Below are 25079 nucleotides of genomic sequence, written 5' to 3' on the forward strand. Positions count from 1 at the left end.
TCGGGATGAATTCAGAACTAAGATATTTCTTAGAACTGAGATGTTGCCTCCGTGTCAGGAATAGACCTCTTAAGCCAGACCGGCAAAAATTTCTCTCGCTTCAGGAGACCAAAAGCCAGCCCCACCAGTGGTAACAGCGTGTGTAACCCATAAGCAAAGTTATCTCATGAGTGGAACGGGCCGGAGATTCCGTTCTTAACAATGGTGCAATATCTCAGTTAGAAGGGAATTGCTATAGAATCTTCTTGGAAAACGGTTTCTCGCGCGATCGACACAATGGTCGAAAGGGGTACTTCACAGAAATATTTTCGCCGGAATTGTTCTTCGGAGACGGCTGCTAGGAATTGCGCTGCAAAACGGGCAGCAATCGGGGAATTTGGCACTGAGAATTGAAGGGATTGGCTATCTAATAAGGGTTTGGGGATTTGATCGGGCGAGTCTTGACGCTGTGCGGTTTCGGGTTGTCTGGTGATGTGGAAAGCTCGATCGCGATAATTGATTTTAAAACCGAGATATGTTAGGGTTTTGAACCCTAGTTGCAGGGAGGTGTCGCTGATGCCTAGTTTTTGGCGAAGTTGCTGTCTGGTGACGGGTTTTTTGGTGCGGCTGAGGTATTTGGCGATGCCGATTAGCTGTTGGCAGATTTGCTGTGGGGGTACGAGTGGGGGTAATGTGTAGGCGATCGCGAGTTTTTTCTGAGTGTGCTGTGCTTGGCGAAACCAGATCCGCAGTTCGTCCCAGCTTGCGGGGCATTCTTTGAGGACGATCCAGTTTTCGCGATCGACCATTTCGGAATTGTAAACTAGATTGTCGATCGGCATTGGAGATTCTAAGTTTGTGCTGGCTGCTAACAACTCTTCATCGTTATTTGTATTGCGCCAGTCTACGATCCAATCTATTTTAGTCGGGGAATTGATTTGATTGTCTTCCGTGCGTTCCCGTAGTGCTACGAGGCGCACTTCATACCGCGATTTGTAAGTATTAAAATCTAGTTCAACCGTAACATCGCAGCGGCCTTGGGGAACTTCGTTTTGATTGTGTCCCCACCAAATACCTGGAAATCCCGTATCGCTAGATTCATCTCTAATTATAAATTCTGTTTTGATATATTCTACTTTTTGCCCTTTCAAATCCTTGATTTTTTGATTCCAGAGATTTTCAAACCAGCAGTTTTCAATCAGCAATTTGGGTGCGGGATTGCCCATACCGCAAGGTTCGAGCAATTTTAGTTCTTGAAATAAGTCCTTGCCTAATTCGGAGACAGTAATTTTTAGGTCGGCTTGAACGGGGGCGGCTGTTAAACTATCTGTGTTGTATTGTTGCCGCAGTTGCTGATTTACCGCATCGGTAAATAGGGGAATATTTTCAACGGGGAGACTCAATCCAGCAGCGAAGGGATGACCGCCAAATCTGTGCAATAAATGCGCTTGGTCTTTGACTAATTGGTAAAGGTCGATTTGATTGGCGGAACGGGCGGAACCCCTAGCAATTTTGGATGGGGAAAGTGTTGGTGATTCTAAATCTAAGAAAGAGGTGAATTGCGTTTCCGGGGAATTTTCATTAATTTCTTCGCTTCCTTCTGTGCAGAATAAAACCACGGGACGGCCGTATTCTTGGGCGATTTGTCCCGCTACTAATCCTAATACTCCTACCGGCCATTGCGGGTCGCTGAGGACGATGACGCTGGTGGTTGAGAGGTCAAGTTTGGCTAATTTGGCGGCGGCATCTTTGGCAACATCTTTTTGTAAAGATTTGCGCCGGGAGTTGGCAATTTCGGTTAAATTTGCTAATTCATCGCAGCGTTTTTTGTCGCGGCTGGTGAGGAGTTCTACGCAGAAGCTAGCGTCGCCTTGAATGCGGCTGACGGCGTTGATTCGGGGGCCGAGTCCGAAGGAAATGTCGGTTGGGCGATCGCCCGATCTTTTGCACAGTTCGAGCAATTTTGCAACTCCTGGGCGGGTGGGATTTGCGATTTGTTTTTGCAGTTGTTGGATGCCGATTTGTGCTAGGTAGCGGCTGTCTCCTGTAAGTTGGACTAAATCGGCAATTAAGCCGATCGCTACTAATTCTAATAAATCTGTGAGCGGGCGCTGCGGAATATCGGGTAATGTGTGATATAATGCTTCAACTAATTTGTAAGCTACTCCAACTCCTGACAGGTTAAATAGTTGGTGGTTTGGGGGAAAGTAGCGGGGATTGATAATGGCTGTAGCTGGCGGGCGATCGTCCGGTAATGTATGATGGTCGGTAATAATTGTATCGATGTTTAAGCTAGTCGCATATTCGATTTCTGCGATGTTTGTACTGCCTGTATCGCAGGTAATAATTAAGCGAATTCCCGCTTTTGCTAAGGCATCTATTCCTGTGATATTGAGTCCGTGAGATTCGGTTAATCGGTTGGGAATGTAATAAATTAGTTGGTCGTTTTGATCAAAAAATTCTCCCAGTCCGTCCCAAAGTACCGAGGTTGAGGTAATGCCGTCGGCGTCGAAATCTCCCCAAATTGCCACTTTTTCGGCGCTTTTTCGTGCTTGCTGGATTCTTTCTATCGCCCAGTTCATTTCTAGTCCGAATTCAAAGGGACTTGCTGGTTGGTAAAGTTGGGGATTTAAAAAACCGGGTATTTGTTCGGGGTTTTGAATTCCTCTATACCAGAGAAGTGTGGCGGCATAGTTTCCGGGTAGTTCTGGTGCATGGTTCCTGACAGCTTGGATCAGCCAATCTGGGGGTTGGGATAGGAGTTGACTTGGCAAAATTTGAAGTAGTTCAGTCATAAGTTATTTCATTAATTCCTGTAGGGGCTGGTTCACAAACAATCTTTCATTCACATCCACAATATCTATAAACCCGCCCCCACCGGGCGACTAATAGTTGGCATAGTAAAAGATTTGAATTAAATAGACATTTCCTCAATAATAGCAAGATTGGGTAGCCAATCTGTGGGAGTTTCTGCGGAAAGATTGGATGAGGAAACTGTGTTGTCTGTTGTGCGGTTGCAGCGAGTGGCAAATTGACAGGAATTGCAAAGATTAGAACTAATTTCTACTTGGGGTAAGAATTCGCCGCCTTCGGTATAGCGCTGTCGCCACTCGGTTAGCTGCTGCAATAGCTTGGTTAAATCTTGTTTTGTGCGATCGTGTTCTGTTTGGTTGTAATAAAAGGTGAGTTTTTGCGGCGGTTCTTCTCCTTGCAATTGTACAAACCAGTATGTCATGGAAACTTGTTCTGGGGAATAATCGCTGGTTTCTACTAAGACGTATAAATAGAGGCGAGTTTGCCAACTTTCAGCTATCCATTTTGATTTTTGAGGGCGCGGATAGGTTTTCCAGTCGAGAATTTGGGCGGCGTTTGGTTCTGCTATTAGTAAGTCATAGATAACGGTGAATAGGTAGTCTTGGAAAATTAGGGTGCGGGGATGTTCGGCTTGGCGGAAAATTCGATCGCTATTTTCTGAATTGGCGAAAAGTTCGGGTGCGGTGTTGATAAATGCTGCCACACACCGTCCCAGTTCGGGGTCTTGTTGGATGATAAATTCAATGGGAAGTCCGAGTTCTCGCTGCTGCATTAATAGGTGAAAGTGGCTTCCCCATGTGAGTTTTTCTTTGTGTTCTGGGGATGCGGTGGTGGCGAGTAGTTCTAGGTAGCTGTGTTGGAATTTGCGGGGGCATTCTTCGAGGATTTTGAGTTGGGTTTGGGAGAGTCGGAGCATTTTTTTATGATTTTATATTTTATATTTTTTATGATTGTAAGGGAGGCGACTGGTCTTTCTTTTGACCGCAGATTGAGGCTGATGATGCAGATGGACGCCGATAATTTTGATCGCGTTTTTGGGCAAGAGTGCGATCGGTTTTTGGGGCTAGAGTGCGATCGCTTTATACATATAAAAGCTGATTAGGGATTTCATCAGCAGTTAGCGTATTTAATAAAATAGCAACCCGTTGAGCAATCTCATAGGCGTTCTTTTGAGGAATCACAATAATCCCAGAATGTTGTTTTCCTTCTGTCATATAATCTAGATGCAGTCGCTCAAAGTCTACGCGATTATGGGTGGGCAAACATCGCTCCATAGATGCTGCGTAAGCTAATTTTTGGCTATCGGATTTACTCAGCATTCCCTGTTCGCTGGTTGTCATCACATCGAACCCTCTAGCCAGCAGTAAAGTAGCTACAAGCCTAGAAACATCTTCATCTGTATAAATGGTTGCAAACAGTTTCACGGCTTTCTAATTGCAGCTTTAACAGCAGGATGAATCAATTCTTCAGGAATTCGATTGCGCTCAATATAAGTATTTATTTCTTCTTGGTTATCTAAATAAAAGCTCAGCGCGTCAAAAATTTGAGCTAATTTCAGGTGAGGTAAGTGCATGGGGATTTCTTCAGGAGTAATACCCAAACGCCACAATTCCACGATCGCCCGAACGGAAGTCCTGGTTCCTGCGATAATTGGTTCGCTTTGCAAAATTTCAGGGTGACGTGCGACATAACGCGAAACAGATTGTACATTCATGGCAGATTAACAGGGCAGATATATTTTTATTATATGTTATTATTTAAGCTAAAAGTGTGCCAAAAATTGAGAAGCATTAAGCGCGATCGCCCTTTTTTACAAGTGCGATCGCCCGTTCAGATCGATCCAACGCTAATTAATCTTCCCCTAACTCTAAAAACAATAATTCCAAGTCTCGATCACCCCGCAGAACGCGAGCAATATCAATCCCGTCCGATCTCGGGTAATAAAAAATTAAATAATCCCTAACAATAAATCCGCGCAAGTTGGGGGATAACCTCTCATAGCGTTTGCCCATATTGGGAAATTCGGCGACAAGTTTACATTTTTGACGAATTGCATCAAAAAGCTCGCTGGCTGCCCTGGAACTATTGCCAGCAATGTACTCACAAATCTCATTCAAGTCTCGGACGGCTTCATCTGAAAATGTATAACTGTTCATGCCCCTGACTGTTCTCTTCGATCGATCTTTTCTTGAATTTGGGCAAACACGAGTTCTCCATCTGTCACTTGTCCCTTAGCAATTTGTGCAGTTCCCACTGCTATTTTCTGGCGGAGTTCTTCGATGCGTTGTTTTCGTTCTCTTAAAAGTGCGATCGCTTCTCCAATTAGTTCTTCAGCGCTGCCATATTTTCCGCTTTGAACTTGCGCTTGAATAAACTCTTCGTATTCCGGCTTTAAGACAATATTCATTGACTTGCTCCTTTAAATCACAGAAAGGTTACTGCACGATCGTGACATCTTTTGTAGATTAGCTTAGCACAAATATCAACATTCTCAGAGATTGTGGCAGCCCTAGAGTCGAGCTTGAAAAAATTATTGTGAATCGCGTGCGATCCTCTTCGAGGGCTTCGCTAACGTACTTTTCGCCAACTTCTCTACAACTTCCCAATTTGTTGAGCAAACCACATCGCAGCCGTCCCATTTCCCTCACCCAAAAGTTTTAAAGTCTCTGATAGTAAAGCAATTGGCAATCCCTCAAGCGCACCGGAAATTTCGCATTCGTGATATTTCCCGTTTTCCTGCAAGCGAAATGCCAAAACTCTCTCGCCCTTAATATCTACTACCCAATACTCAGGAATTCCCAAAGCAGCATACAACCGCTTTTTTTCATCTAAATCGCTGGCCAAAGTCGTATCGGAAGTTTCTATCACTAAATCGGGAATTCGCGATTTATTTAGATTAAGTCGGCGCGGTTCCCCTTTTTGCCACTGGATGAACTCTCCGCCGACATATAAAATGCGATCGGGCGCACCTCCTCCCACCTTTGGCTTCTCAATTACACATCCGCCCAAATCATCGAAAGCTTGTCCTCCTTTGCTGACAAACCAGGCGTAAAATACCAGCGTCAAGAGGTTGTTAAATCTGGCGTGCTGAGGCCCTTCATTACCCATGTCTATCCAAAGATATCCTTCATAAAAAAATATTCTGGCTTCCTCCAAAGATGGATCTTCGCAGGCTGCTACATAATCTTCCCACGTCGCGACTTGCCATTGGGGAATTTCGCCCACTGGAGACACGATGAATTTTGCAGTTGTAGAAGTCATGATTTCAAAGCAAATTAAGGATAAAATTATCCTAACTTAGGTTGATATTTATCTGCTGCGGTAATTGGTAGTTAGTAATTTGTCAATTTTTATAACCCCCCTTTTTTCAGGGGGGGGATCAGATTCTTCTGCTTATCGCATTGCTGTGGGCGCCGCCATTGGTACTTCTAAGTCTGGTTGCAAGTCAAAAACTACGACAAGCGTTGTTTGAGGCATCAGTTGACGCAGACACAGCAAGTGCCCGTCAGCATCCGATCGACTGCGAAATCGCCCCACAATCGCCCGCTGCATACTGGGCATGAGTTTGGCAATCGCCCAAGGGTAAAGGCGTTTTTGGTACGCGATCGCCCCAGGATTCGCAGCGAAGCCCTGTTGATAACCGTTTTGTGGCATGATGGTTTAGTATTCTCTATGGACTACAGGAAAGGGCGTTAGTAAGTCTCTTGCCGGAAATCGACTAACGCCTCTACTACTATGATTAAACACCAAACTCACCTCATGTGTCAATACTTGGCGCTAAATATTAACACTCCCTATATTGAAAGGTTTATTCAGCTATGGATTTGAGAGCCTTGAGAGAACGTGCAGGGCTGACAATCTTAGACGTAGCACGGGAACTAGAATGCGCGGAGTCTTCAATTCGCAACTGGGAAAAAAGCCGAACCTTGCCAAAGATGGAAGTTTGGCAAGTATTCCGAATGCGAGATTTGTATCGATGTAGCGAAGCGGAGTTGATGCTAGCTGTCAGAAAGTCAATGCCGACGGAAAAGAAAGAACAGACAAAACTGACGAAGTAACAATATTTATGAAGTCTTGAACTGTTTGCAAAAGTGATAGATTTTTGATTTGTAACCGCAGATGCACGCGGCTAAACGCGGATGAAGGAAAGATAAATTTAGTATAAGTTAAGGGGCGATCGCACTTAATCACACATCACAAAATCACTCTTTTGTCAAGACAAAAACACTGTCTTTATTTCCCCGTCCAATCCGCAAATCCTTATCCAAATAAGTAATATCCAGCCATCCCTGCTGTTCGCGAGTATCCAGCCCGAAATCTACAGCAGCGAACTTTTTCCCCGACTCAATCTCATCGATAAACTTCCCCGGATATTCATAGCCAATCAACCTGCTTAAACCTACAATAGACCGCTCAAACTTCACCTGCACTCGCCGTTCCGAAGTTGGCTCAAATCTCGCTGCTACACTGACAATTCCTTCCAAATAAGGCAAGCCGTAAAGTTCGCCAATATTGTAAATTTTAGATTCTTTGACGCGGATAGATTGATAAATTTGACCCAATTTTACCAAGGGAAAACTGTCAAGATTCAGCAGTTCGCCGCTGGTTGTGTACAATAACCGCCAATCACCATTTAAAAGCTCTGCGGCTTCGACAGGGCGTGGTGTGGGGTTGTAATCTTCCAATTGGGCGATCGCACTTAAAATCGCTTGTTTGTCGCTGGGAGTCGCCAGCAAACCACGATTCTTACCAGCAATTATCTCTAAGAGTGCAGATTTTCTCAGCATAGATTTTTTTAGGAAGAGGGATGAAGAAGGAAAAAATATTCTTGAGTTCGCGTTCAATATTATTTATAAATTACGCGACAAGTCGTTTTTAGCGCGCTTATTATTGGGTTTGTCTGTGTCCAGTGTGCACCCTACATTGATTAATGACTAATAACTAAGATACCAAATTTCACCAGATAGAGCATCGTCCGATATAGGTATGCTAATTCTTGCTCGTTTTTAACGTAGCGTCGGATAACTTCCCCCACGCTGATCGCACCTTCCTGCTTAATTGTATCCAATATCTCCATCTGAATGTTAACAGATATTCTCCTATCTTCACCAAAACTGGTAAACCTAATTGTCTGTACCTGCTTTAAAAGTTCTGGTGTGGCGATCGCACCCAGACTCAGCATCATCTCATTGCTTAAACTTCTAGTCGCATAATTACCCAATACCCGAAACGGATCGTCGCCTAGGGGATAAGGCGGCTTCCCGGCTTTTAAAGGTGCTGACTCCGGTGCCACGAGGCGAATTTCTGCTAATTCCCGCCACAATTGTTCGTAAGCAGCAATTACTACTTTCCAATCATAAATTTCCCTCGCCCTTTGTCTGGCATTTTCCCCCATCCGCTTTCTCAATTCGGGGTTTTCAATTAATTGGCACAATGCCAGGGTGCAAGCATCAATGTCTACTGCTGTGGCGAGGGAAGTGTGACCCATGTAAGTCGGCCAATTTAAGCTGCCGTCAAGATAATTTAGGGCTAAATCTAAACAAGATTCCGGGGGCGGTATGAGTGTGGGAATGCGGAATCCGTCTATTTCGTGGCGTATAGATTCTTTGTATCCGTTCCAATCAGAGACTATGGCCGGGAGTCCGTTCGCCATAGCTTCAATTGGCGTCAGTCCGAAGGATTCTTGAATGTTGTCGGACAGCGAAATGAAAATGTCGGCGGCCGACCAAATATTTATTCTAATTTCCGGCTGTCTCCCATCTAAAAAAATAGCATTCACCGAGGGACAAAATATTTGTGCACTATTTTTAAAGTCGGGTTCTTCTCTCGGATCTTCGATCCAACCGGCTTGAATTAAGTGGATTTTGGCTTTTGTCTGTTGTGCGGCCCGTTCTAGGGCGATGTACATGGGTACCGGATGAGCTTTTGCAGAAAAAGTCAATCGACCGACAAATAACACAACAATATCTTCGGGAGAAATGCCGAGTTCTTGTCGCATTTGGTGGCGACTATTAACTGCTTCCACACCCTGCGGAAACGCGCTGCAATCCACTCCTAGGGGAATAACGGGGAATTTGACCAAAATCTCCGGTTTACCGCCGTTGCGCTGGGCTAAATATTCAGACCATTCCCTCATAACTCCTTCTACTGCTGTTTTCACGGCGGCAGAGGTGCAGATCAGGGCGTCCCAAGGCTGCATGGGTGCGGTGATCAAATCGCCGATCGCCTCCATGATGTATTGTGTAGCGATCGTGTGAGTAACGCCGCAAACGCTGTAGGCCCGCTGATCGACAAATCTGCGCGCCCACACCATCTGCGACAGAACCGGATCGGGTCGGTAAAGTGTGCCCGGTTGAGATAGCAAATCCGGTCGTTCCATCGGAATCCAGCGAACTTTCCGAGGTTTTTGCAGCCAAGGTTGGATGTGCGAACAAAACTCCTTAAAGGTTGTTTCGCTATCGGCGCAACAGTAGAGAGAGTCAGCGGTTCCGTGTTGGACTAAGCTTTTGAGAAACCCTTCTCCGGCTGAATGACGCCCCAGAAGTTTTTTGCCTCCGGTGTGGTAGCCCTCTTTGTTATATAAAACCGCTGCTGTTATATCCATTCTGAGATTTATTGCTTGAGAGTTGACTGAAGAAGCCAGAGGGCATTCGGGCTCAGGCTTTGATGAAAAACCAGGAGACTGTTGTGAATCAAACCCTTGCCGTTAAAGAAGCTTGCAGAATAGGATCGCCTCGTGTCCCGCGATATCTTAAAGACGATCGTCTTAGAGTACAATGCTTACGGCTAAAGAAGGATTGGCAAGAGCGGATTTTAGTGCTATCCTCATGCCCATGCTTGGGGGCGATCGCCTTTTGGGTCTCCCATCTTATCCGATCCGGAACCAAACAGTGCCTGTGGTATAATGCTTTAGCCTTGCTAAATGCCCGATTTGCAAGTGCTTGATCAAAGGAGCAGTTCGTCGGCAAAACGTTACCTCTACTCGATCGCGTCTTTGTCTTTAAAAACCGATAATCATGTACAACCCATCTCTGCGTCAAATTCCTCGCCACTTACCTGCGGATGTAATTCCATTAAAACAGCAATCTTCTCTTTTAGACTGGTTGGAATCTAACAATCGCCTGTTAGCAAGGGATGTCCAAGAACCCGACTATCTGCACGAAGAAGAAATTTCTGAACTGATGGCAGTTGACGACAGTCCTTACGATGATTTAGAAGAGGAAGTAGAAGAGGATGTGAGTGTAGGCGAAGAATAACGGGTAGAAGGGTGAAGAAATCAACCGGAAACAGGGAAGAAAAACTCAGAGATTTCTCAATCTCCTGTATCGCACCCTATTCCCCATTGTCAATTGCTTATTCTCAAATAGTGTGTGGTGAGGAGTGTTATGGATAACTTTTTGGATGAGAAAATCCCTTTTAGTCTGCCTTTCAAACTTACAGGCAAGAATTTATTCCTGCTGCTGGGTTTGGGGCTCGGCACTGTAGCGATCGGTTTAGATGTAGTAGCGGGTAGATTTTTGAATTTACCTACATCGCTATTTATGCCGCTAGTTGTTTGTGCTTTAGTTGCGTCGGGGTTGGGCTATGCAGTTGTGCCCGTACTCCAGCAACTAAAAGCAGGACAAATTATTCGCGAAGACGGCCCCCAAGCCCATTTGAAAAAAGCGGGAACGCCGACAATGGGAGGCATCTTTTTTATACCCGCAGGGGTAGCAGTCGCTTTACTTTGGTCTAAGTTTAACTCAGATGTTGTTGCCGTATCGGCTTTAACTCTAGCTTACGGTTTCATTGGCTGGCTCGATGACTGGCAAATTCTGCGACGCAAGTCGAACAAAGGTATTTCACCTCGGATGAAATTGGCTTTGCAAATAAGTTTTGCTGCTCTATTTTGTCTGTGGCTGATGTTTCATCAACCTGCAATTTATACGAATGTTGCTTTGCCTTTCGGTTGGGTATTGCCATTAGGTTTGCTGTTCTGGCCGCTGGCTTGTTTTGTGCTAGTTGCCGAAAGCAATGCTACTAATCTTACCGATGGTGTTGACGGGTTGATGGGCGGTTTGGGGGCGATCGCACTTTTGGGATTGGGCGCATCTGTAGCGTCAACTTCGCCAGAATTAATGATATTTTGCGCTTGCATCAGCGGCAGTTGTTTCGGTTTCTTAGCACACAACCGCAATCCAGCCAAGGTGTTTATGGGCGATACAGGTGCTTTAGCTTTGGGCGGTGCGTTGGGTGCAGTAGCTTTATTAACAAATAGCCTTTGGATATTATTAATTATCAGCGGGATTTTCTTTATTGAAACGCTGTCAGTAATTGCTCAAGTAGGTTATTACAAAGCTACAAAAGGGCCTGATGGAATCGGCAAGCGTCTGTTAAGAATGGCTCCACTGCACCATCATTTAGAGTTGTGCGGCTGGTTGGAAACTCAGGTTGTTGGGATCTTTTATTTAACTAACGGGGCGTTAGTGTTAATGATTTTGATGTTTACTAGCAACAGTTAACAGCGGATTTGGTAACGGTAACGGATTGTGCAGGGGATGCAAGAGATATTTTGTGCAATGTTCAAAAACAAATAAGATGCCCGTTCTACAGGAACTCAATGCAGTTGTGGAACGGGCATCTTGCCCGTTTCAGGCTCAAAAACTAACTCAAAAAACTGGCTTTCCGGCCTGTTCCACTCGCTTGAAAATAAGGATGTTGAGGAGTTGTATCAGTTTGTGGAGAAAGGCACAGAAGTAGACATTATTCGATAAGTTAAGTTGCCATAAAACTTGTTAGTAATAATGACTTTACTCCTAATTGACTCAAAAAGCTGCATAGAGGGCTAATGAACAGTGATGGGTTTTTACCTCAAGTTTCGGTGGTTGTGCCTGTTTACAACGGCGAGATGGATTTGCCGGAGTTGATCGAGTGCCTGCGATCGCAAACTTATCCGATCGACAGTGTAGAATATCTCTTAGTAGACAACAACAGTCGCGATCGCACTTTAGCAATCCTCGAAACAGCAGCTAAGTTGGATCAGATAACCATTCGCCACCTCACCGAAAACCAGATTCAAAGTTCCTACGCCGCCCGCAATCAAGGAATTCGCGCATCAACAGGCGAAATCATTGCATTTACCGATGCAGACTGTCGCCCGGAATCTGACTGGCTGGAAAATTTAGTTAAACCCTTTGTTGACTTAGAAGTAGGAATTAGCGCTGGGGAAATACTCGCATTGCCCGGTAAAACTATCTTAGAACAACACGCCGAGCGCCAAAATACTTTATCTCAAAAACATACACTCGCTCACCCTTTTTGTCCCTACGGCCAAACCGCCAACTTAGCTGTACGGAGGCTCGTTTTACAACAAATAGGATTATTTCGCCCTCACCTCACCAGTGGCGGCGATGCTGACTTGTGTTGGCGGATTTTGCGGGAAACATCCTATCAATTACATTTTGCTCAAAATGCGATCGTCCGACACCGCCACCGTTCTACAATAAAACAGTTGCAAAGTCAATGGTATCGGTACGGCGAATCTAATAAATATTTGCACGAACTCCACGGTGTCGATTTGATGCGAGAATTCACAACAGGCGAATATTTTTACCGGCTGGCTAGGTGGCTGTTAAAGGAATTTCCGGTTGCGGCGGCAAAAAGTGCGCTCGGCTCTTCGGAGCTGGTAGACTTATTCAATACGCCGATCGGTTTTTTGAATGTTAGGGCAAGGGCGATGGGGCAGCGCCAAGCCAAACTTCCAGAATCAGCTTGGGACATTGAGCGGTTTTAATCGGCTTTAATATTTTAGAGCAATAAATCATTGTTCGATCGCACTTGCGATCGACAAATATTCGTTTGTACACAATCCGCCCCTATATATACCTATAAGTAGAGTTTATCGGTACCGATAAATATGCTGAATCAGAAATACGATAATTTAACGCAATACTTAATATAAAATTAATAAGTCTATTCTTTCCCCCTAGTCTCAAAACAACGAGTAACTCGAATTCTGACGCCAAAATAGCCTCTAATTCTGCCTTCTGGCTTTTCAGTGCTGTCGTCAGCGCGATCGTAATTATTCTCAGAATTTTAAATTTTTGTAACCTTTACAGGTAATGCCAATGGCTCAAATCTTACTCCAGACGGTTTGGTTTATACCTTGCTATCCACTCATCGGTGGAGTTCTGTCGATGCTGTGGTTTCCGGCAATTACCCGTCGCACGGGGCCAAGACCATCCGGTTACGTGAACGCCATCTTAACCTTGTTCGCTTTCTTACACGGCGTCATCGCCCTCACAGCTATTTGGAACCAACCAGCGCAACACCAGTTCATTCCCTGGCTGAATGTAGCAGGTTTAGACTTAACCATTCCCGTTGAAATCTCTGCTGTCACCGTCGGGGCGACAGTTTTAATTACCGGACTGAACTTGCTAGCGCAGATTTATGCTTTCGGTTATATGGAAATGGACTGGGGCTGGGCTCGGTTGTTTTCCTTGATGGGGCTGTTTGAAGCGGGGATGTGCGGCTTGGTACTGTGCAATTCTCTCTTCTTCAGTTACATGATTTTGGAAGTTCTGACTTTGGGTACTTACCTGCTAGTCGGGCTGTGGTTCAATCAGTCTTTGGTGGTGACAGGAGCCCGCGACGCTTTCTTAACCAAGCGGGTGGGAGATTTATTCCTGCTGATGGGAGTAGTCGCAATTCTGCCGCTGGCTGGAACTTGGAATTTTGACGAGTTGGCTGTTTGGGCTCAGACTGCAAAGCTTGACCCTACTGTAGCGACGCTGTTGAGCTTAGCTTTGATTGCCGGGCCGATGGGTAAGTGCGCTCAGTTTCCCTTGCACCTGTGGCTGGATGAGGCGATGGAAGGCCCGCTGCCGGCGACAATTTTGCGGAACACCGTAGTTGTGGAAACTGGTGCTTGGATTTTGATTAAGTTGCAGCCGGTGATTGCTTTGTCGCCAATCGGACTGAAGACAACTATTATTGTAGGCGCTGCGACGGCGGTTGGTGCTTCATTAATTGCGATCGCCCAAATCGACATCAAGCGCACGCTTTCTTATATAGTCAGCGCTTACATGGGCTTAGTATTTATCGCCGTCGGCACCGGGCAAGCCCAGACAGCCCTGACATTGATATTTGCCTACACCTTAGCAATGGGTTTGCTGGTGATGAGCATCGGTTCGGTAGTTTGGAACAGCGTCACTCAGGATGTCCGAGCTCTCGGCGGTTTGTGGGGAAAGCGGCCGATATCGGCCATATCGTTTATTGTCGGTAGCGCGGGATTGGTGGGACTGCCGCCCTTCGGCTGTTTCTGGGCTTTAGAAGACTTCACATCCTGGCTTTGGCAAACTCACCCTTTCTTGTTAGGAATAGTGCTGTTTGTAAACGGCGTCACTGCTTTTGGCTTAGTGCGCGTCTTTGGTTTAGTTTTTGGGGGCAAACCAAAGCAAATGACCGAACGTTCGCCAGAAGTTCACTGGCCTTTCATCTTGCCGATGACTGTTTTAATGGGCTTTACTTTGCACGTTCCGCACGTGCTGGCGACGTGGCAGTTATTGCCTGGGGCGAGTTTTAATTATACCGCCACTGGACTGCTAGTTTTGTCAACGGCGATCGGCATCGGTGCCGGAGCATTTGTTTACCTGAACGAGAAATGGGAAAAACCTGTGCGAATTGGTTCTGAAGCTTTGCAAGACTTTTTTGCCTACGACTTTTACACTGCCCAACTTTACCGCGTCACAGTGATATTTGCAGTCGGTTTAGTTGCTCAAATCATCTCCTGGTTCGATCGCAATATTGTTGACGGATTCGTAAATTTAGTCGGTTTTGCAACGGTTTTAGGCGGGCAAAGCCTCAAATACAACGTTAACGGTCAAACTCAGTTTTACGCCCTGACAATTCTGTTCGGAGTGGCAGTTTTGGGACTGCTGATAAGCTGGCCACTGCTAGCTCGCCTGTCGCTGATTGTGGGCGGGTAAAGAAATATAAGCTTGAAGATTTTAGGTGACAGTTTTCATCTAAAATCTTAAAAACATGAAGTCTTGAACAAAGATTTCAAACTCGTTCAAATAAGGCAGCATAAATGAAGTCAAACCACAGACAATTCAATCTTTCCCGGCGCAATTCCCTCAAATTTGTCGCAGGTGCTATTGGTACAGGGATACTCGCAGCACGAGCAGGCGCTGATTTGGCTGCACCCGAACCGGCAATTGCTCAAAATGACTCGACTCCCGATGCAGCTCTGCAAAAGTTAATGGACGGCAACAAGCGGTTTGTTGACAGAAAACGCCAAAGTCCCCACCAAGACTTTGGGCGCATCACCGAAGTTGCCAAATCTCAAAAACCCTTTGCTGCTATTCTCGGCTGTGCAGATTCCCGCTTTCCTTCGGAATTTGTCTTCGATCAAGGATTTGGAGATTTATTTGTCTGTCGCGTGGCCGGAAATGTTGCTACCCCAGAAGAAATTGGCAGCCTGGAATTTGGCACGCTGGTACTGGGAGCAAAAGTGCTTATGGTAGTCGGGCATGAAAGGTGCGGTGCGGTAGACGCAACCATCAAAGGATCTCAAGTTCCCGGTCAAATTGGAAGTTTGATCGACGCTATTAAGCCGGCTGTAGAAAGCTCGAAAAACCAACCGGGCGATAGTCTAGAAAATGCCGTCAAAGCGAATGTTATGCTGCAAGCTAACAGGCTGAAAGCCTCTCCAGTTATCTCTAAGTTAATTCAAGAGAATAAACTGAAAGTTGTGGGTGGATACTACGATTTAGATACCGGAACCGTCACTATTATTCCTGAGTCGTGATGCAATTAGAGATTGATGATTGGGGGAAACTTTAACATATAAACTCTCAAGTTATCAAAGAGAATAGGCGACAAAATAGATTCTTTACTCTTCACTCTTCACACATTATGCTTAGTGCCTTGCTCTGGTTGCCCGCGTTGGGCGCTGCGGTAGTCGGGTTCCTGCCCGGAAATCTCAATGGGATGCGTCTGCGTTCAATAGCCTCGGCTTTTGCGGCAGCTATTTTCATTTTGAATATCTGGCTGTTGACTCAATTCGATCCAGCCAATTCTGGACTGCAATTTCAAGAATATTTGCCTTGGATTCCACAATTAGGTTTGAGCTACAACTTGGGCATTGACGGCTTGTCCTTGCCGCTGCTGGTTTTAAGTGCTTTGTTAACGCTATTAGTCATTTACGGCACTGGCGAAAAGATGGAGCGCCCCCAGCTTTACTACGCTTTGATTTTGCTAATCAATGCTGGTGTGGCGGGAGCTTTGATGTCTCAAAACTTGCTGCTGTTTGTACTGTTTTACGAACTAGAATTAATTCCTTTTTACCTGTTGATTGCGATTTGGGGCGGAAAGCAGCGGGAATACGCTGCCATGAAGTTTTTGATCTACACGGCAGTTTCGGGACTTTTAGTGCTGGCAGCATTTTTGGGTGTGGCTTGGCTGAGCGGTTCTTTAAATTTCGATTACAGTGCGATTACTACTAAAGAATTGCCGAGAAATTTGCAGTTAATCCTGCTAACAATTTTGCTAATTGGGTTGGGAATTAAAATTCCCTTGGTGCCGCTGCACACTTGGCTACCGGATGCTTACGTCGAAGCTTCGCCAGCAACAGCAATTTTGCTGGGAGGGATTCTGGCGAAGTTGGGAACTTACGGTTTAGTACGGTTTGGCTTGCAGATGTTTCCCGAAACTTGGTCGATTATAGCTCCGGTTTTAGCGATTATTGGGACTGTGAGCGTGATGTACGGGGCTTTGAGCGCGATCGCCCAAAAAGACATCAAGCGCATGGTAGCCTATAGTTCGATCGGGCATATGGGCTACATCCTCGTTGCCTGCGCCGCGGGTACGAAGTTGGCATTAATCGGTGCAGTCGGGCAAATGGTAAGCCACGGCTTAATTTTAGCTTTGCTATTTTATTTGGTAGGCATCATCGAAACCAAAGTTGGCACGCGGGATTTGGACGTACTCAACGGTTTGATGAACCCGATGCGGGGTTTACCCACTGCCAGTTCCCTGTTAGTTTTGGGCGGCATGGCAAGCGCCGGAATTCCCGGTTTGGTGGGTTTTATTGCCGAATTTTTAGTGTTTCAAGGCAGTTTCTCGATCTTTCCAATTCCAACTTTACTCTGCATTTTAGCTTCGGGTTTAACAGCAGTTTACTTTGTGATTCTGCTCAACCGCACCTGTTTTGGGAAGTTGGACAATGCCACGGCTTACTACCCTCCAGTTATGTTTGCTGAAAATATGCCGGCGCTGGTTTTGGCGGGCATCATTTTTGTGTTGGGAATTCAACCTGCTTGGCTGCTCAAGTGGAGCGAATCTACTACAAATGCGATCGTTGCTACTCTGCCGGCTGACAGAAATACCCAAGTTGCTATTAGCTATCCCCTAGAGCACTTGGATATCGAAATCGCGTCTACACAAACGAAGTCCGCCTCGGCAGACTAAGCATTTACTCGTTTCCAGGCTCTGCCTGGAAACGCAGATCCAGAGTATCTGCCTCCTATTTTCCGGCTTGCCGGCCTGGATATCGGTTCCCAAGCAGAGCCGGAAAACCAGTTAAAGAATCGCAGCTTTTTGCAATAATTCAAAATATTTAGATTCACCCAATCAAAGGAAGAAACAATGGTACAAACCCCTAATAAACCAGCAACAAAACTACCTCCTTCTAAACACGAATTTGCCGAAGTAATTCACAGGCTAGAAGCAGGCGGTGCGATGATTCCAGATACGCCGGAAAATCTGATGCAAATCATCGCTATTTGGAAAGCTTACGCGGTGCCGATGGACTTTTACTGGCGGGACTTGCTTTACATCGCCGAACGGGTATTTTTACACCCGCTTCCTTTCTTTAAATACTTTTTACCCCAAGAGTATTTAGATTTACAAAATCACTATGCAGGTGACGGTGCAGATTTGCGGATTTGGCGCGGGACTGGCAGCGTTCACCCGGAACTCTTGGAGTTCATGGAGAAGGGTGAAACTGGTAAACTCCCGCGGCTGTTTCACCATTTGTGGCACGATCGCATTAACATGGAATTTGCCGAAGAGTGCATGAGGTCAATGCTTTGGCACCGGGGCTTGTACGTGCCTACCAATCAATTCGATCCTTATTTGGACAGTGACGAATATAAGGCTAATGCCGATCGGGCAATTAAAGCTTACTTCAAAAAAGACCCGTTCATGCTGGCACTTCACAAAGCATTTCCCGAAATGTTTTTAGAACAGTGCCGCCAAATGTCTTATTACAGCAATCTCGGTTTATTCTGGGAAGTCATGGCGCCGGTGTTTTTTGAGGTTTCCGACTTGTACGACGAAGGGAAAGTTACCACAGTCCCACAGGCGATGGATTTCCTAGTAAATGGCATATTTGCGATCGCCGGACGCCCGATTTACCACCACGTTCAAATCGACGGCGAAACCTACGAAATCATCCCCAAATCTAAGGGTTTCACTTGGCTTTATGAAGCAGCGTTACCTTACGTGGAAGCTGTATTTTATCGCACTTCACCGTTCCGAGGAACCAAATCTTACAATGCTCAAGCTAAGGAAGTTCCTGACGACCAAAAAGACTTCCACTACGGAGTTTTGTATGCAGACAAATTCCCGGTAGGTACGGCGGGGATTCCGCCGACTTTGCTAGCACAAGATATGCTGCATTTCCTGCCGCCTTATTTGATGGATTTCTACAAACAGCGCTGTCGCGGCGAAGATGATATTCTCAATCAAATTGGAGTCACATTTCAGCGATCGATGTACTGCGTTACTTCGGCAGTGTTTCAAGCGTTGCGGACGGCTCTTTTGTATCCTTTGGATGACCCCAATCCGAAGCATTTGAAGGCAAATAGGGCATTCTTTGAGGCTCAGCTTGATCGCTTCTGTCGCCCGGAATACGGTATGAAATATGCTGCGAAGCTCAAGAATATTCAGACTTCGGATTATAGGTAGTCATCGTGCATTAGGAATGGGGCATCGGGCATCGGGAATTTGTTATTGCAAAAACTCCTAAGCTGTTCGGCATTTAAAAGACGATAGTAGGGTGCGTCAGTACAGAAGTGTTTCCCGCATCCTTCGCGTAAGTGTTCACTCTTGACGCACCCTACAAGCCTCGTTAGTGGTTTAAATGCGTGACAGCTTAATGATTACCGATTACTAGACCCCATCCGATTTTAGATTAAAATTACCAGTTGATCGAAAATCTAAAATGTAAAATTGTCGAAGATCCAATGCCCGATGCCCGATGCCCGATGCCCCTTCCCCAATAACTATGGACAGCAAAGATCTAGCCAAATATATCGAAGCAAAGGACGGGATTTCCAAACCTTGGCTGTTGGTGCAACTGCGGCTGAAAAAATTGCAAGAAAGGCGATCGGAGATTTCTGCTGAAGAGTATATGACAGAACTTACTGACCTTCACAAAGATTTAATGAATCTGGGGGAATGGTGGCTGGGAATCGAAGATGAGGTGTTCTAGGCAATTTGAAGAATGCTAGGTGCGGGGATGGGTTCACCTTCTTCCTGCCAAGCTTCTAGATACATTTCGAGCACTTCTTCGCCATGTCGGATGGCTTCTTCGCGGGTTTGGCCGTGGGTACAGGGCATGACAACGCGCTCGGCAAACTCTGGAATCGTCACGAGGAAAAGTTGATCCTCGTCAGACCATTGGACGATCATACTGTATCGATTCATGAATCTTCCTCCTTTAACTCGTCGAGTTCGGCTAACAATATAGCCAACTGCTTCTCTAAATAGCGTGGCACATCATCTCCGTCTTTGCCTGGAATTGTTAATGTCTTCCCAATCAAAGGATGCTGCCATCTCTCATGGCTGCCTTTTCCCCGTCTTGGCAAATAAATAAAGCCCTCACGGGTAATCTGAGCTTTTAACTCGCGAATTTTTATAGGCATGGTGATTGTCCATTTTCTACCTCCATTTTCTTATTTAGCAATTTATTTTAATTTTTCCTTGGCCTATTCTCGCAGTTGCACGTCGGGGCGATCGCACTTTAAAATTTCTCCATCAAATCTTTTTCTTGGGTATAGACATCTCGTAGCTGTTGCAGCGCGGCCCCAGAAATGACCGATTTAACAGTAGCTACCAATTGGCCCCACTCTAGCAAGCTGTCAACTGAAACAGCTTTTTTGAACTTGTACGTGTAGAATTTAGTCCAAAATGCTGGTGCTTGCTTGCTTTTCCAGCGTTTGTACCATCTGCCAAAATCTTGAAGTGCGATCGGCTGTACTTGTAAAATAGGAGGAAAATCAGCGTAGCTAACGAAGCGGCTGATGCCTTTAGCGTGTACGTACACCATGTAGTGACAGCATTCTATGCGGTAAATCTCCTCTGCTGAGATATTGAACAGGAGTGCAACTGTTTCTTCGGTAACGAATCTCGCCAGCGGATGCAGGATTGGCGATTTGTGAATTATTCTCGATTCTGCGATCGTTCGCGATTTTGCCGGAGTTTCTGATATCATGGCTAGTACACCTCTGGATATGGTTAGTAGACTTCTGGATATGGCAAATGCACTTTTTGATAGAAAGAAATAATCTGTCCAGATTAGGTTTTACAGACGATCGCTCTTTAGTTTTCCAGGCCGGAGGGCGGTCGGCTTTTTAGATGAATTTATTTTAAGGTGTTATAGCACCCATTGTCAAGCATGGGTTTAGTAAGAATTAAAGTCAGAGAACTAGCTGCAGAGAAAGGTTGGACATTCAAGGAAGTTTCAGAACGTTCTGGGGTAATGTACAACACTGTCAAGCATTATGCCCGTTGTCCAGGGCTGACAACGGTGGATTTTACTTTGCTGCGGAAGTTAGCTCGCACTTTTGATGTGATGATTGAGGATTTGGTTGAGGTTTTAGAGGAATAGTCGATCGGCCTTAAGTTGTCTAGACCGGAGGGCGATAGCTTTTTCAGATGCAATTATCTTAAAACGCAACTGCATTTTTTATCAAGTATGGGTTTAGTTAGAGTAAAAGTGCGAGAGTTAGCGGCCGAGAAGGGCTGGACATTCAAGGAGGTGGCTGAGCGATCGGGCGTGATCTACAGCACCATAACCAGCTATGCTCGTCGTTCAGAAATATTAATGGTTGACTTTACCGCCCTGTACAAGTTAGCGCGCGCCTTTGATGTCATGATTGAGGACTTGGTGGAGATTATTGAGGAATAAGTCGATCGGCCTTTCCACGTTTCCACTATAAACCCTAGTGTTCCATCTTGTCAAAACGCGCTTAAGCAGTTTGCACCGCAGATAAAAGCTCAGCTTAAAGGTGCTAAGATTTAGTCAAAGTTGTTAATCTCCCGTTACCTTTGTGACTAGAGCCAGTACCGCCATTGGGGTTAGCCCCATAATTAAGGAACTTGTGCAGAAAAAGGCGCTAGCAACCCGGCTAACGCTGAAGGAAATCATCTATGTCGGGATGCTGGCGATCGACGAGTTGGACGAAAAGCGCTTGCAAGAGTTGGCAGATAAAGTGCATCAGATGCAGGTGAATGGTGAAATTTGAGGGGATAATGGCGATCGCGCTTTTGGTGAAGTGAAAAGGGCGATCGCACTTCTCAAAACTTCAAGAACTGGCCAGCTTAGCTTCTTGATTGCTTGTATGCTCTTAGCCAATTTAAGCCCCGCTTAGCACCTAGTTTTTTCTGTATATCTTCCAGTGAACTGTAAACACGCTTATCGCGGATCAGCTTTGCGTATCCATCTTTAACTCCAGGGATTGAGGTAAGGTCCGATTTTGGATTGTTAATAAAATCCAAGAAATCTGTAACGTCTTGAGGCTCAACAACTCTTTCGTTCAGCTTTGACTGCAAAACAGCTTGTTCAATAGCCTTTTCTGCTTCTGGTTGTTTGGCTGCAATCACAAACACCCACAGCCTGACTAGATTAGCTGCCTTAGCTGCTTCATAGATGGGTAAACCCGTTAACAAATGGTAGTGATCTTCTTCATCGGTGAGACAAACAATCGGCAGAGATAGGTTAAAGTTCCAATCTGTTAGAGATTGCGAAACTTTTTTGATGATTGAGGTTGAAGTGCCTGAATTTTCTCTAGCAATTTCTATCTGATTTAAGACTACAAAAGAAGGTTGGCTCTCAATTTTTTTGTAAAAGTTGACCATGTTACTTACTGCTATTCCTTTCTAAGTGATCTATTTGCTTGACAATTTGTTTTGTCAAATTTGAAAATTGTGTTGCTACACTACTCGCTGCTTTATTCTGCTCAGCAAATAAAGAAAGAGGTTTGCGCTCATGAGAAGCTTGACCAACAGCGGTAGCTCGCTTTATCTCTGGAAGAAGAGGGATATCTTTAAATACCTTAGAAACTAAAGATTTTATAGTAGTGTGTAGATTGACATTTTCAACCATCATAGGAATTATTCCTAAGATATTTCCTCTCTTACCGTTGGTATCGTCGTGAATCTCTTCTGCATTTTTTATGGGTCTCCTAATTGCATATACTGAGAAATACTCCATTTGTGAAGGTATAATGATATACTGAGCAGCAAGGAGACCGTTCTGACTAACAGCAGTCAAGCTAGGTGACGTATCAATAATTACATAATCATATTCTTTTGATAAACCCGTTTTTCTCAGGGCATTATCGAGCTTTTTATTGCAATATAAACCCAAGCTTAAGATGCTACTATCGGTTGTTTGGTAGCTGCTTGGGAGAACATCTATTTTACCGTTTGCCTGATTATGGAGGCTTAATATTTTATTCAAAGCTGAAGGTTGAATATATTCATTAGGTTTAAATCCAGGTTGATCGTATTCTTTGAGAAAATTTATCAATTCTTTTCGTTCCTTCAAAGAATCTAAGATTTGCACGAACTCTTTCAAAGTTGTAGCCTTATCTAACTCATCAGCTTTATTAACTCCCAAAGATAGACTAGCATTGGCTTGCTCATCCAAGTCAACAACTAAAACTCTATTACCTATTTTGGCTAATTCACTGTAGTTTAGACTAAATAAAGATGAGAAAGGTGGCTTCAGAAGAACTAGAGCCACCGCGCTGGGAGAGAATAAGGGTGAAAAGAAAACCTATCCACTCCCTTAATGAACAGTGAACGATTAAAAGACTTTCGTCAAGCAGCATACGAGTTATTAGTGCTGGCGAAAGATGCAACATTCGAGCTGATGGATGCAGTAATGACAACCAGGAATGCGGCTTGTTTGGCGGAATTTTCGCTCAGTCCGCTATTCAATCGTCAATGGTCAAGCGTCTATGAAGCCTTACAAGACTGTAGACCAGACCGGAAAAAACTGATGATGCTGTATCAAGAGCAATTACAGCAGCAAGTACCTAGAACAGAACATATATTAGTGGCAATTGACCACACTGCATGGGCGAGACCTGACGCTCAAACATTAAAAGACAGAACCCATGAATATCAGAAAGGCTGCATTGTTGGACAGGGATATAGTACAATTGCGTGGATACCTGAAGAACAAGGAAGTTGGGCATTACCCCTACTCCATGAAAGAATTAGTAGTGGGTCTTCACCCATACTTCAAGCAGCTTCCCAACTCAAACTTGTTTGCGAACAAAGCGTCAACCCAATATTAGCAGTCTTAGACCGAGAATATGGCAATGCAACTTGGGTATTAGCGCAAGCAGATATTCAAGCTGATTGCTTAATGAGAGTCCGAAAGAATGCTTGTTTTTGGTCAGCACCACCAGCCTATAGTGGTCGCGGTAGACCGCGAAAACACGGGTCCAAAATGAGACTCAATGACCCAACCACATGGCTCAAAGTGGATACTGCGAGCGAAATTGACTCTCATCCACAGTTGGGACAAGTCCGAGTCCGTCAATGGCTTGACTTACATTTTTATCGCGCCCCTGAACATCCTGTCAATTTAATTCTCATCGAAAGACTCAATCCCATGTCAAACGGTCAGCCGTTTCCACCCTTGTGGTTGGCTTGGGTGGGAAAACGAACTCTACCTTTAGAAATAGTTTGGTTTAAGTATTTACGACGTTTTGGAGTGGATCATTGGTATCGCTTTGCCAAGCAAAGATTACATTGGACATTGCCTAACCTGAGAACTCCCTCTCAAGGTGAGCGGTGGAGTGATTTAATGCCCTTGATGAGTTGGCAACTCTGGCTGGCTAGGGATTTAGTTAAAGAAAATCGACTGCCTTGGCAATCTGCTACGATCGATTTAACTCCTGGACGTGTTGCCCAATCAATGTTATCGATTTTAGTTGACATTGGTACTCCGACGAAACTACCTAAACCGAGGGGAAAATCTCCTGGTTGGGAAACAGGAAAGGTACGGATATCGGCACCACGATATCCCACTGTCAAAAAACGAGTCTCTCGACGCAAAAAGTCCTCAAGATTAGTTGTTTAATCTCCTCTATTTGGAATTGTTGAGCAATAGACCTCTTGCAAAAAAAATATGTGTTATCCTTAAAGGTTTGCTCAAGTTTAGGTCAAACTTTGAATTATTGTCTTGATTGGCATCTCCTTAAACTTGCCGGGCCTGCTAGATTATAAAATTGGCTAAACTTTCTATAATAGCACAAAATTATTTTGCAAGAGGTCTAATAACTTGCCCGGTGTTGAAAGGCAGGTACTTTTAGATGCGATCGTTTTTTAGTCTAAACTCCAGTAATTCATAAGCGATGTTAACAACTAACGTGGTTTTGCCAACTCCACCCTTAGCTGTGTAAATTGCAATTGTACGCATTTTAACTGTATCCAAAAAATTTCTAACGAAATTTGCTACTGGTTGAAGTTGTTCTGGGTTTTCTATATTGTGCTTACACTTTAGAGTTGCGAGTCCTTGTGTATATTCGTAAATCTCCACTAAAAACGGATCGATCAGTATCCCAAATCTTGTATTAGAGTATTTGAGATACGTTTGTAGCTGAATGCGAGCTCCCGCATCAAGTCTAGTTTTAGCCGTCTTAATTTCAACCAGAAAGTTAATATACCGACTCAAGTCTTCTACTAAGAAATCAACCTCTTTTTGAGTCCAAACTATCTGAATATGGGCAGTCAGTTTAGGTACTTTAACCTTAAACTCTGGAATCCAGTGAGAATAACTACTCTTGCGAGGCAAACCCGCCATCTCCAGCATTGTCTGAACCAGATGCAGAGACACATAAGCCTCATTATTCCAGTCAGAAGACAGTTGAACCATGTTGAAGACTCAGGGTTTTCTCTATTATTACCCAAAATGAGGTTTAGATCCTGGGGGGGTGACAAAGAGGCCTAGGAGATAGACCGAATCAGGGTTGCAGCCCGCATACCTTGTTGATAAAAGCGAC

At 44.9% G+C, this 25079-nt stretch carries 29 protein-coding genes; 13 read left to right on the plus strand and 16 right to left on the minus strand.

Annotated elements, in window-relative coordinates; translation table 11 throughout:
- Window positions 1-218: 218 nt before the first annotated feature.
- From QUA24_RS08190 to QUA24_RS08225, 8 genes are all read right to left on the minus strand, one after another.
- A complete protein-coding gene (locus tag QUA24_RS08190; RefSeq protein WP_333228713.1) occupies window positions 219-2774 on the minus strand; it encodes a DHH family phosphoesterase in 2556 nt (851 codons plus the stop codon).
- 119 nt (window positions 2775-2893) lie between these two features.
- Window positions 2894-3709: a PD-(D/E)XK nuclease family protein gene (locus QUA24_RS08195; RefSeq protein ID WP_333228715.1), complete on the minus strand. Its 816-nt coding sequence runs from the start codon at window positions 3707-3709 to the stop codon at window positions 2894-2896.
- 163 nt (window positions 3710-3872) lie between these two features.
- Window positions 3873-4217: a DUF5615 family PIN-like protein gene (locus QUA24_RS08200; protein WP_333228716.1), complete on the minus strand. Its 345-nt coding sequence runs from the start codon at window positions 4215-4217 to the stop codon at window positions 3873-3875.
- On the minus strand, window positions 4214-4507 hold the full coding sequence (locus QUA24_RS08205; protein WP_333228718.1) for a DUF433 domain-containing protein: 294 nt from the start codon (window positions 4505-4507) through the stop codon (window positions 4214-4216). Before QUA24_RS08205 ends, QUA24_RS08200 begins: the two co-directional genes overlap by 4 nt.
- 136 nt (window positions 4508-4643) lie before the next feature.
- Entirely contained in the window at window positions 4644-4949 is a 306-nt protein-coding gene (locus tag QUA24_RS08210) for a type II toxin-antitoxin system RelE/ParE family toxin (protein WP_333158798.1), read from the minus strand.
- Window positions 4946-5200: a type II toxin-antitoxin system ParD family antitoxin gene (locus tag QUA24_RS08215; RefSeq protein WP_333228720.1), complete on the minus strand. Its 255-nt coding sequence runs from the start codon at window positions 5198-5200 to the stop codon at window positions 4946-4948. Before QUA24_RS08215 ends, QUA24_RS08210 begins: the two co-directional genes overlap by 4 nt.
- 185 nt (window positions 5201-5385) lie before the next feature.
- Window positions 5386-6054 (minus strand): Uma2 family endonuclease, encoded by a 669-nt coding sequence (locus QUA24_RS08220; RefSeq protein WP_333158802.1) that lies wholly within the window; start codon window positions 6052-6054, stop codon window positions 5386-5388.
- A 132-nt stretch (window positions 6055-6186) separates the two neighbouring features.
- A complete protein-coding gene (locus QUA24_RS08225) occupies window positions 6187-6447 on the minus strand; it encodes a hypothetical protein (RefSeq protein ID WP_333228722.1) in 261 nt (86 codons plus the stop codon).
- A 164-nt stretch (window positions 6448-6611) separates the two neighbouring features.
- Between QUA24_RS08225 and QUA24_RS08230 the strand changes: the two genes are divergently transcribed.
- The gene (locus tag QUA24_RS08230; RefSeq protein ID WP_333158806.1) at window positions 6612-6851 is read left to right on the plus strand and encodes a helix-turn-helix transcriptional regulator; all 240 of its coding nucleotides are present in this window, start codon (window positions 6612-6614) and stop codon (window positions 6849-6851) included.
- 144 nt (window positions 6852-6995) lie between these two features.
- Here QUA24_RS08230 and QUA24_RS08235 read toward each other — a convergent pair whose 3' ends face one another.
- Window positions 6996-7580, minus strand: coding sequence for a PAP/fibrillin family protein (locus tag QUA24_RS08235; protein WP_333158807.1), 585 nt, complete (start codon window positions 7578-7580; stop codon window positions 6996-6998).
- A 140-nt stretch (window positions 7581-7720) separates the two neighbouring features.
- On the minus strand, window positions 7721-9397 hold the full coding sequence (locus tag QUA24_RS08240; RefSeq protein ID WP_333228724.1) for a glycosyltransferase family 4 protein: 1677 nt from the start codon (window positions 9395-9397) through the stop codon (window positions 7721-7723).
- A 412-nt stretch (window positions 9398-9809) separates the two neighbouring features.
- On the opposite strand from QUA24_RS08240, the gene QUA24_RS08245 reads away from it, so the two are divergent.
- The 8 genes from QUA24_RS08245 to QUA24_RS08280 all read left to right on the plus strand — a co-directional run bounded on the left by QUA24_RS08245 (window position 9810) and on the right by QUA24_RS08280 (window position 19270).
- A complete protein-coding gene (locus QUA24_RS08245; protein WP_006631296.1) occupies window positions 9810-10049 on the plus strand; it encodes a DUF3134 domain-containing protein in 240 nt (79 codons plus the stop codon).
- Between the two features lie 129 nt (window positions 10050-10178).
- Window positions 10179-11294, plus strand: coding sequence for a phospho-N-acetylmuramoyl-pentapeptide-transferase (gene mraY / locus QUA24_RS08250; protein WP_333158811.1), 1116 nt, complete (start codon window positions 10179-10181; stop codon window positions 11292-11294).
- Window positions 11295-11620: 326 nt separating this feature from the next.
- Complete coding sequence (locus QUA24_RS08255; protein WP_333228727.1) at window positions 11621-12565, plus strand: glycosyltransferase; 945 nt, start codon at window positions 11621-11623, stop codon at window positions 12563-12565.
- Between the two features lie 334 nt (window positions 12566-12899).
- Window positions 12900-14759 carry an NAD(P)H-quinone oxidoreductase subunit F gene (locus QUA24_RS08260; protein ID WP_333228729.1) on the plus strand — a complete coding sequence of 620 codons (1860 nt, stop codon included), beginning with the start codon at window positions 12900-12902 and terminating at the stop codon, window positions 14757-14759.
- A 104-nt stretch (window positions 14760-14863) separates the two neighbouring features.
- Window positions 14864-15583 carry a carbonic anhydrase gene (locus tag QUA24_RS08265; RefSeq protein ID WP_333228731.1) on the plus strand — a complete coding sequence of 240 codons (720 nt, stop codon included), beginning with the start codon at window positions 14864-14866 and terminating at the stop codon, window positions 15581-15583.
- 107 nt (window positions 15584-15690) lie between these two features.
- The gene (locus QUA24_RS08270) at window positions 15691-17244 is read left to right on the plus strand and encodes an NADH-quinone oxidoreductase subunit M (RefSeq protein WP_333228733.1); all 1554 of its coding nucleotides are present in this window, start codon (window positions 15691-15693) and stop codon (window positions 17242-17244) included.
- Window positions 17245-17421: 177 nt separating this feature from the next.
- Window positions 17422-18744, plus strand: a complete 1323-nt coding sequence (locus QUA24_RS08275) for a CO2 hydration protein (RefSeq protein ID WP_333228735.1) — start codon at window positions 17422-17424, stop codon at window positions 18742-18744.
- Between the two features lie 319 nt (window positions 18745-19063).
- Window positions 19064-19270, plus strand: coding sequence for a hypothetical protein (locus QUA24_RS08280; RefSeq protein ID WP_172190588.1), 207 nt, complete (start codon window positions 19064-19066; stop codon window positions 19268-19270).
- On the opposite strand, the gene QUA24_RS08285 is transcribed toward QUA24_RS08280, so the two are convergent.
- The 3 genes from QUA24_RS08285 to QUA24_RS08295 form a co-directional block, all read right to left on the minus strand.
- Window positions 19267-19485, minus strand: a complete 219-nt coding sequence (locus QUA24_RS08285; protein WP_333078499.1) for a type II toxin-antitoxin system HicB family antitoxin — start codon at window positions 19483-19485, stop codon at window positions 19267-19269. The genes QUA24_RS08280 and QUA24_RS08285 overlap by 4 nt on opposite strands.
- Window positions 19482-19703, minus strand: a complete 222-nt coding sequence (locus QUA24_RS08290) for a type II toxin-antitoxin system HicA family toxin (protein ID WP_333228737.1) — start codon at window positions 19701-19703, stop codon at window positions 19482-19484. The genes QUA24_RS08285 and QUA24_RS08290 overlap by 4 nt, the downstream gene beginning before the upstream one ends.
- 98 nt (window positions 19704-19801) lie before the next feature.
- Complete coding sequence (locus QUA24_RS08295; RefSeq protein WP_333228739.1) at window positions 19802-20272, minus strand: hypothetical protein; 471 nt, start codon at window positions 20270-20272, stop codon at window positions 19802-19804.
- Window positions 20273-20455: 183 nt separating this feature from the next.
- Between QUA24_RS08295 and QUA24_RS08300 the strand changes: the two genes are divergently transcribed.
- The 3 genes from QUA24_RS08300 to QUA24_RS08310 all read left to right on the plus strand — a co-directional run bounded on the left by QUA24_RS08300 (window position 20456) and on the right by QUA24_RS08310 (window position 21305).
- On the plus strand, window positions 20456-20668 hold the full coding sequence (locus QUA24_RS08300; RefSeq protein ID WP_242717445.1) for a helix-turn-helix domain-containing protein: 213 nt from the start codon (window positions 20456-20458) through the stop codon (window positions 20666-20668).
- A gap of 87 nt (window positions 20669-20755) precedes the next feature.
- Window positions 20756-20968, plus strand: coding sequence for a helix-turn-helix transcriptional regulator (locus tag QUA24_RS08305; RefSeq protein ID WP_333228741.1), 213 nt, complete (start codon window positions 20756-20758; stop codon window positions 20966-20968).
- A 142-nt stretch (window positions 20969-21110) separates the two neighbouring features.
- Window positions 21111-21305 (plus strand): hypothetical protein, encoded by a 195-nt coding sequence (locus QUA24_RS08310; RefSeq protein ID WP_190744088.1) that lies wholly within the window; start codon window positions 21111-21113, stop codon window positions 21303-21305.
- A 76-nt stretch (window positions 21306-21381) separates the two neighbouring features.
- Here QUA24_RS08310 and QUA24_RS08315 read toward each other — a convergent pair whose 3' ends face one another.
- A complete protein-coding gene (locus tag QUA24_RS08315; protein WP_333228743.1) occupies window positions 21382-21918 on the minus strand; it encodes a hypothetical protein in 537 nt (178 codons plus the stop codon).
- A gap of 1 nt (window position 21919) precedes the next feature.
- Window positions 21920-22807: a ParA family protein gene (locus QUA24_RS08320; RefSeq protein WP_333228745.1), complete on the minus strand. Its 888-nt coding sequence runs from the start codon at window positions 22805-22807 to the stop codon at window positions 21920-21922.
- A gap of 48 nt (window positions 22808-22855) precedes the next feature.
- Between QUA24_RS08320 and QUA24_RS08325 the strand changes: the two genes are divergently transcribed.
- Window positions 22856-24157: an NF041680 family putative transposase gene (locus QUA24_RS08325; RefSeq protein WP_333228747.1), complete on the plus strand. Its 1302-nt coding sequence runs from the start codon at window positions 22856-22858 to the stop codon at window positions 24155-24157.
- 228 nt (window positions 24158-24385) lie between these two features.
- Here QUA24_RS08325 and QUA24_RS08330 read toward each other — a convergent pair whose 3' ends face one another.
- Window positions 24386-24952, minus strand: coding sequence for an AAA family ATPase (locus QUA24_RS08330; protein ID WP_333228749.1), 567 nt, complete (start codon window positions 24950-24952; stop codon window positions 24386-24388).
- Between the last annotated feature and the right edge of the window lie 127 nt (window positions 24953-25079).

The sequence above is a fragment of the Microcoleus sp. Pol12B5 genome (assembly GCF_036701335.1).
Classification (GTDB): domain Bacteria; phylum Cyanobacteriota; class Cyanobacteriia; order Cyanobacteriales; family Microcoleaceae; genus Microcoleus.

What these genes read in the sequence shown, in the direction of transcription:
- QUA24_RS08190 (WP_333228713.1), bottom strand. Translation starts at nt 2,774, where the DNA reads ATGACTGAACTACTTCAAATTTTGCCAAGTCAACTCCTATCCCAACCC.
- QUA24_RS08330 (WP_333228749.1), bottom strand. Translation starts at nt 24,952, where the DNA reads ATGGTTCAACTGTCTTCTGACTGGAATAATGAGGCTTATGTGTCTCTG.
- QUA24_RS08230 (WP_333158806.1), top strand. Translation starts at nt 6,612, where the DNA reads ATGGATTTGAGAGCCTTGAGAGAACGTGCAGGGCTGACAATCTTAGAC.
- QUA24_RS08220 (WP_333158802.1), bottom strand. Translation starts at nt 6,054, where the DNA reads ATGACTTCTACAACTGCAAAATTCATCGTGTCTCCAGTGGGCGAAATT.
- QUA24_RS08270 (WP_333228733.1), top strand. Translation starts at nt 15,691, where the DNA reads ATGCTTAGTGCCTTGCTCTGGTTGCCCGCGTTGGGCGCTGCGGTAGTC.
- QUA24_RS08315 (WP_333228743.1), bottom strand. Translation starts at nt 21,918, where the DNA reads ATGGTCAACTTTTACAAAAAAATTGAGAGCCAACCTTCTTTTGTAGTC.
- QUA24_RS08305 (WP_333228741.1), top strand. Translation starts at nt 20,756, where the DNA reads ATGGGTTTAGTTAGAGTAAAAGTGCGAGAGTTAGCGGCCGAGAAGGGC.
- QUA24_RS08285 (WP_333078499.1), bottom strand. Translation starts at nt 19,485, where the DNA reads ATGAATCGATACAGTATGATCGTCCAATGGTCTGACGAGGATCAACTT.
- QUA24_RS08205 (WP_333228718.1), bottom strand. Translation starts at nt 4,507, where the DNA reads ATGAATGTACAATCTGTTTCGCGTTATGTCGCACGTCACCCTGAAATT.
- QUA24_RS08255 (WP_333228727.1), top strand. Translation starts at nt 11,621, where the DNA reads ATGAACAGTGATGGGTTTTTACCTCAAGTTTCGGTGGTTGTGCCTGTT.
- QUA24_RS08210 (WP_333158798.1), bottom strand. Translation starts at nt 4,949, where the DNA reads ATGAACAGTTATACATTTTCAGATGAAGCCGTCCGAGACTTGAATGAG.
- QUA24_RS08280 (WP_172190588.1), top strand. Translation starts at nt 19,064, where the DNA reads ATGGACAGCAAAGATCTAGCCAAATATATCGAAGCAAAGGACGGGATT.
- QUA24_RS08295 (WP_333228739.1), bottom strand. Translation starts at nt 20,272, where the DNA reads ATGATATCAGAAACTCCGGCAAAATCGCGAACGATCGCAGAATCGAGA.
- QUA24_RS08265 (WP_333228731.1), top strand. Translation starts at nt 14,864, where the DNA reads ATGAAGTCAAACCACAGACAATTCAATCTTTCCCGGCGCAATTCCCTC.
- QUA24_RS08240 (WP_333228724.1), bottom strand. Translation starts at nt 9,397, where the DNA reads ATGGATATAACAGCAGCGGTTTTATATAACAAAGAGGGCTACCACACC.
- QUA24_RS08225 (WP_333228722.1), bottom strand. Translation starts at nt 6,447, where the DNA reads ATGCCACAAAACGGTTATCAACAGGGCTTCGCTGCGAATCCTGGGGCG.
- QUA24_RS08325 (WP_333228747.1), top strand. Translation starts at nt 22,856, where the DNA reads ATGAACAGTGAACGATTAAAAGACTTTCGTCAAGCAGCATACGAGTTA.
- QUA24_RS08260 (WP_333228729.1), top strand. Translation starts at nt 12,900, where the DNA reads ATGGCTCAAATCTTACTCCAGACGGTTTGGTTTATACCTTGCTATCCA.
- QUA24_RS08290 (WP_333228737.1), bottom strand. Translation starts at nt 19,703, where the DNA reads ATGCCTATAAAAATTCGCGAGTTAAAAGCTCAGATTACCCGTGAGGGC.
- QUA24_RS08275 (WP_333228735.1), top strand. Translation starts at nt 17,422, where the DNA reads ATGGTACAAACCCCTAATAAACCAGCAACAAAACTACCTCCTTCTAAA.
- QUA24_RS08195 (WP_333228715.1), bottom strand. Translation starts at nt 3,709, where the DNA reads ATGCTCCGACTCTCCCAAACCCAACTCAAAATCCTCGAAGAATGCCCC.
- mraY (WP_333158811.1), top strand. Translation starts at nt 10,179, where the DNA reads ATGGATAACTTTTTGGATGAGAAAATCCCTTTTAGTCTGCCTTTCAAA.
- QUA24_RS08235 (WP_333158807.1), bottom strand. Translation starts at nt 7,580, where the DNA reads ATGCTGAGAAAATCTGCACTCTTAGAGATAATTGCTGGTAAGAATCGT.
- QUA24_RS08300 (WP_242717445.1), top strand. Translation starts at nt 20,456, where the DNA reads ATGGGTTTAGTAAGAATTAAAGTCAGAGAACTAGCTGCAGAGAAAGGT.
- QUA24_RS08215 (WP_333228720.1), bottom strand. Translation starts at nt 5,200, where the DNA reads ATGAATATTGTCTTAAAGCCGGAATACGAAGAGTTTATTCAAGCGCAA.
- QUA24_RS08245 (WP_006631296.1), top strand. Translation starts at nt 9,810, where the DNA reads ATGTACAACCCATCTCTGCGTCAAATTCCTCGCCACTTACCTGCGGAT.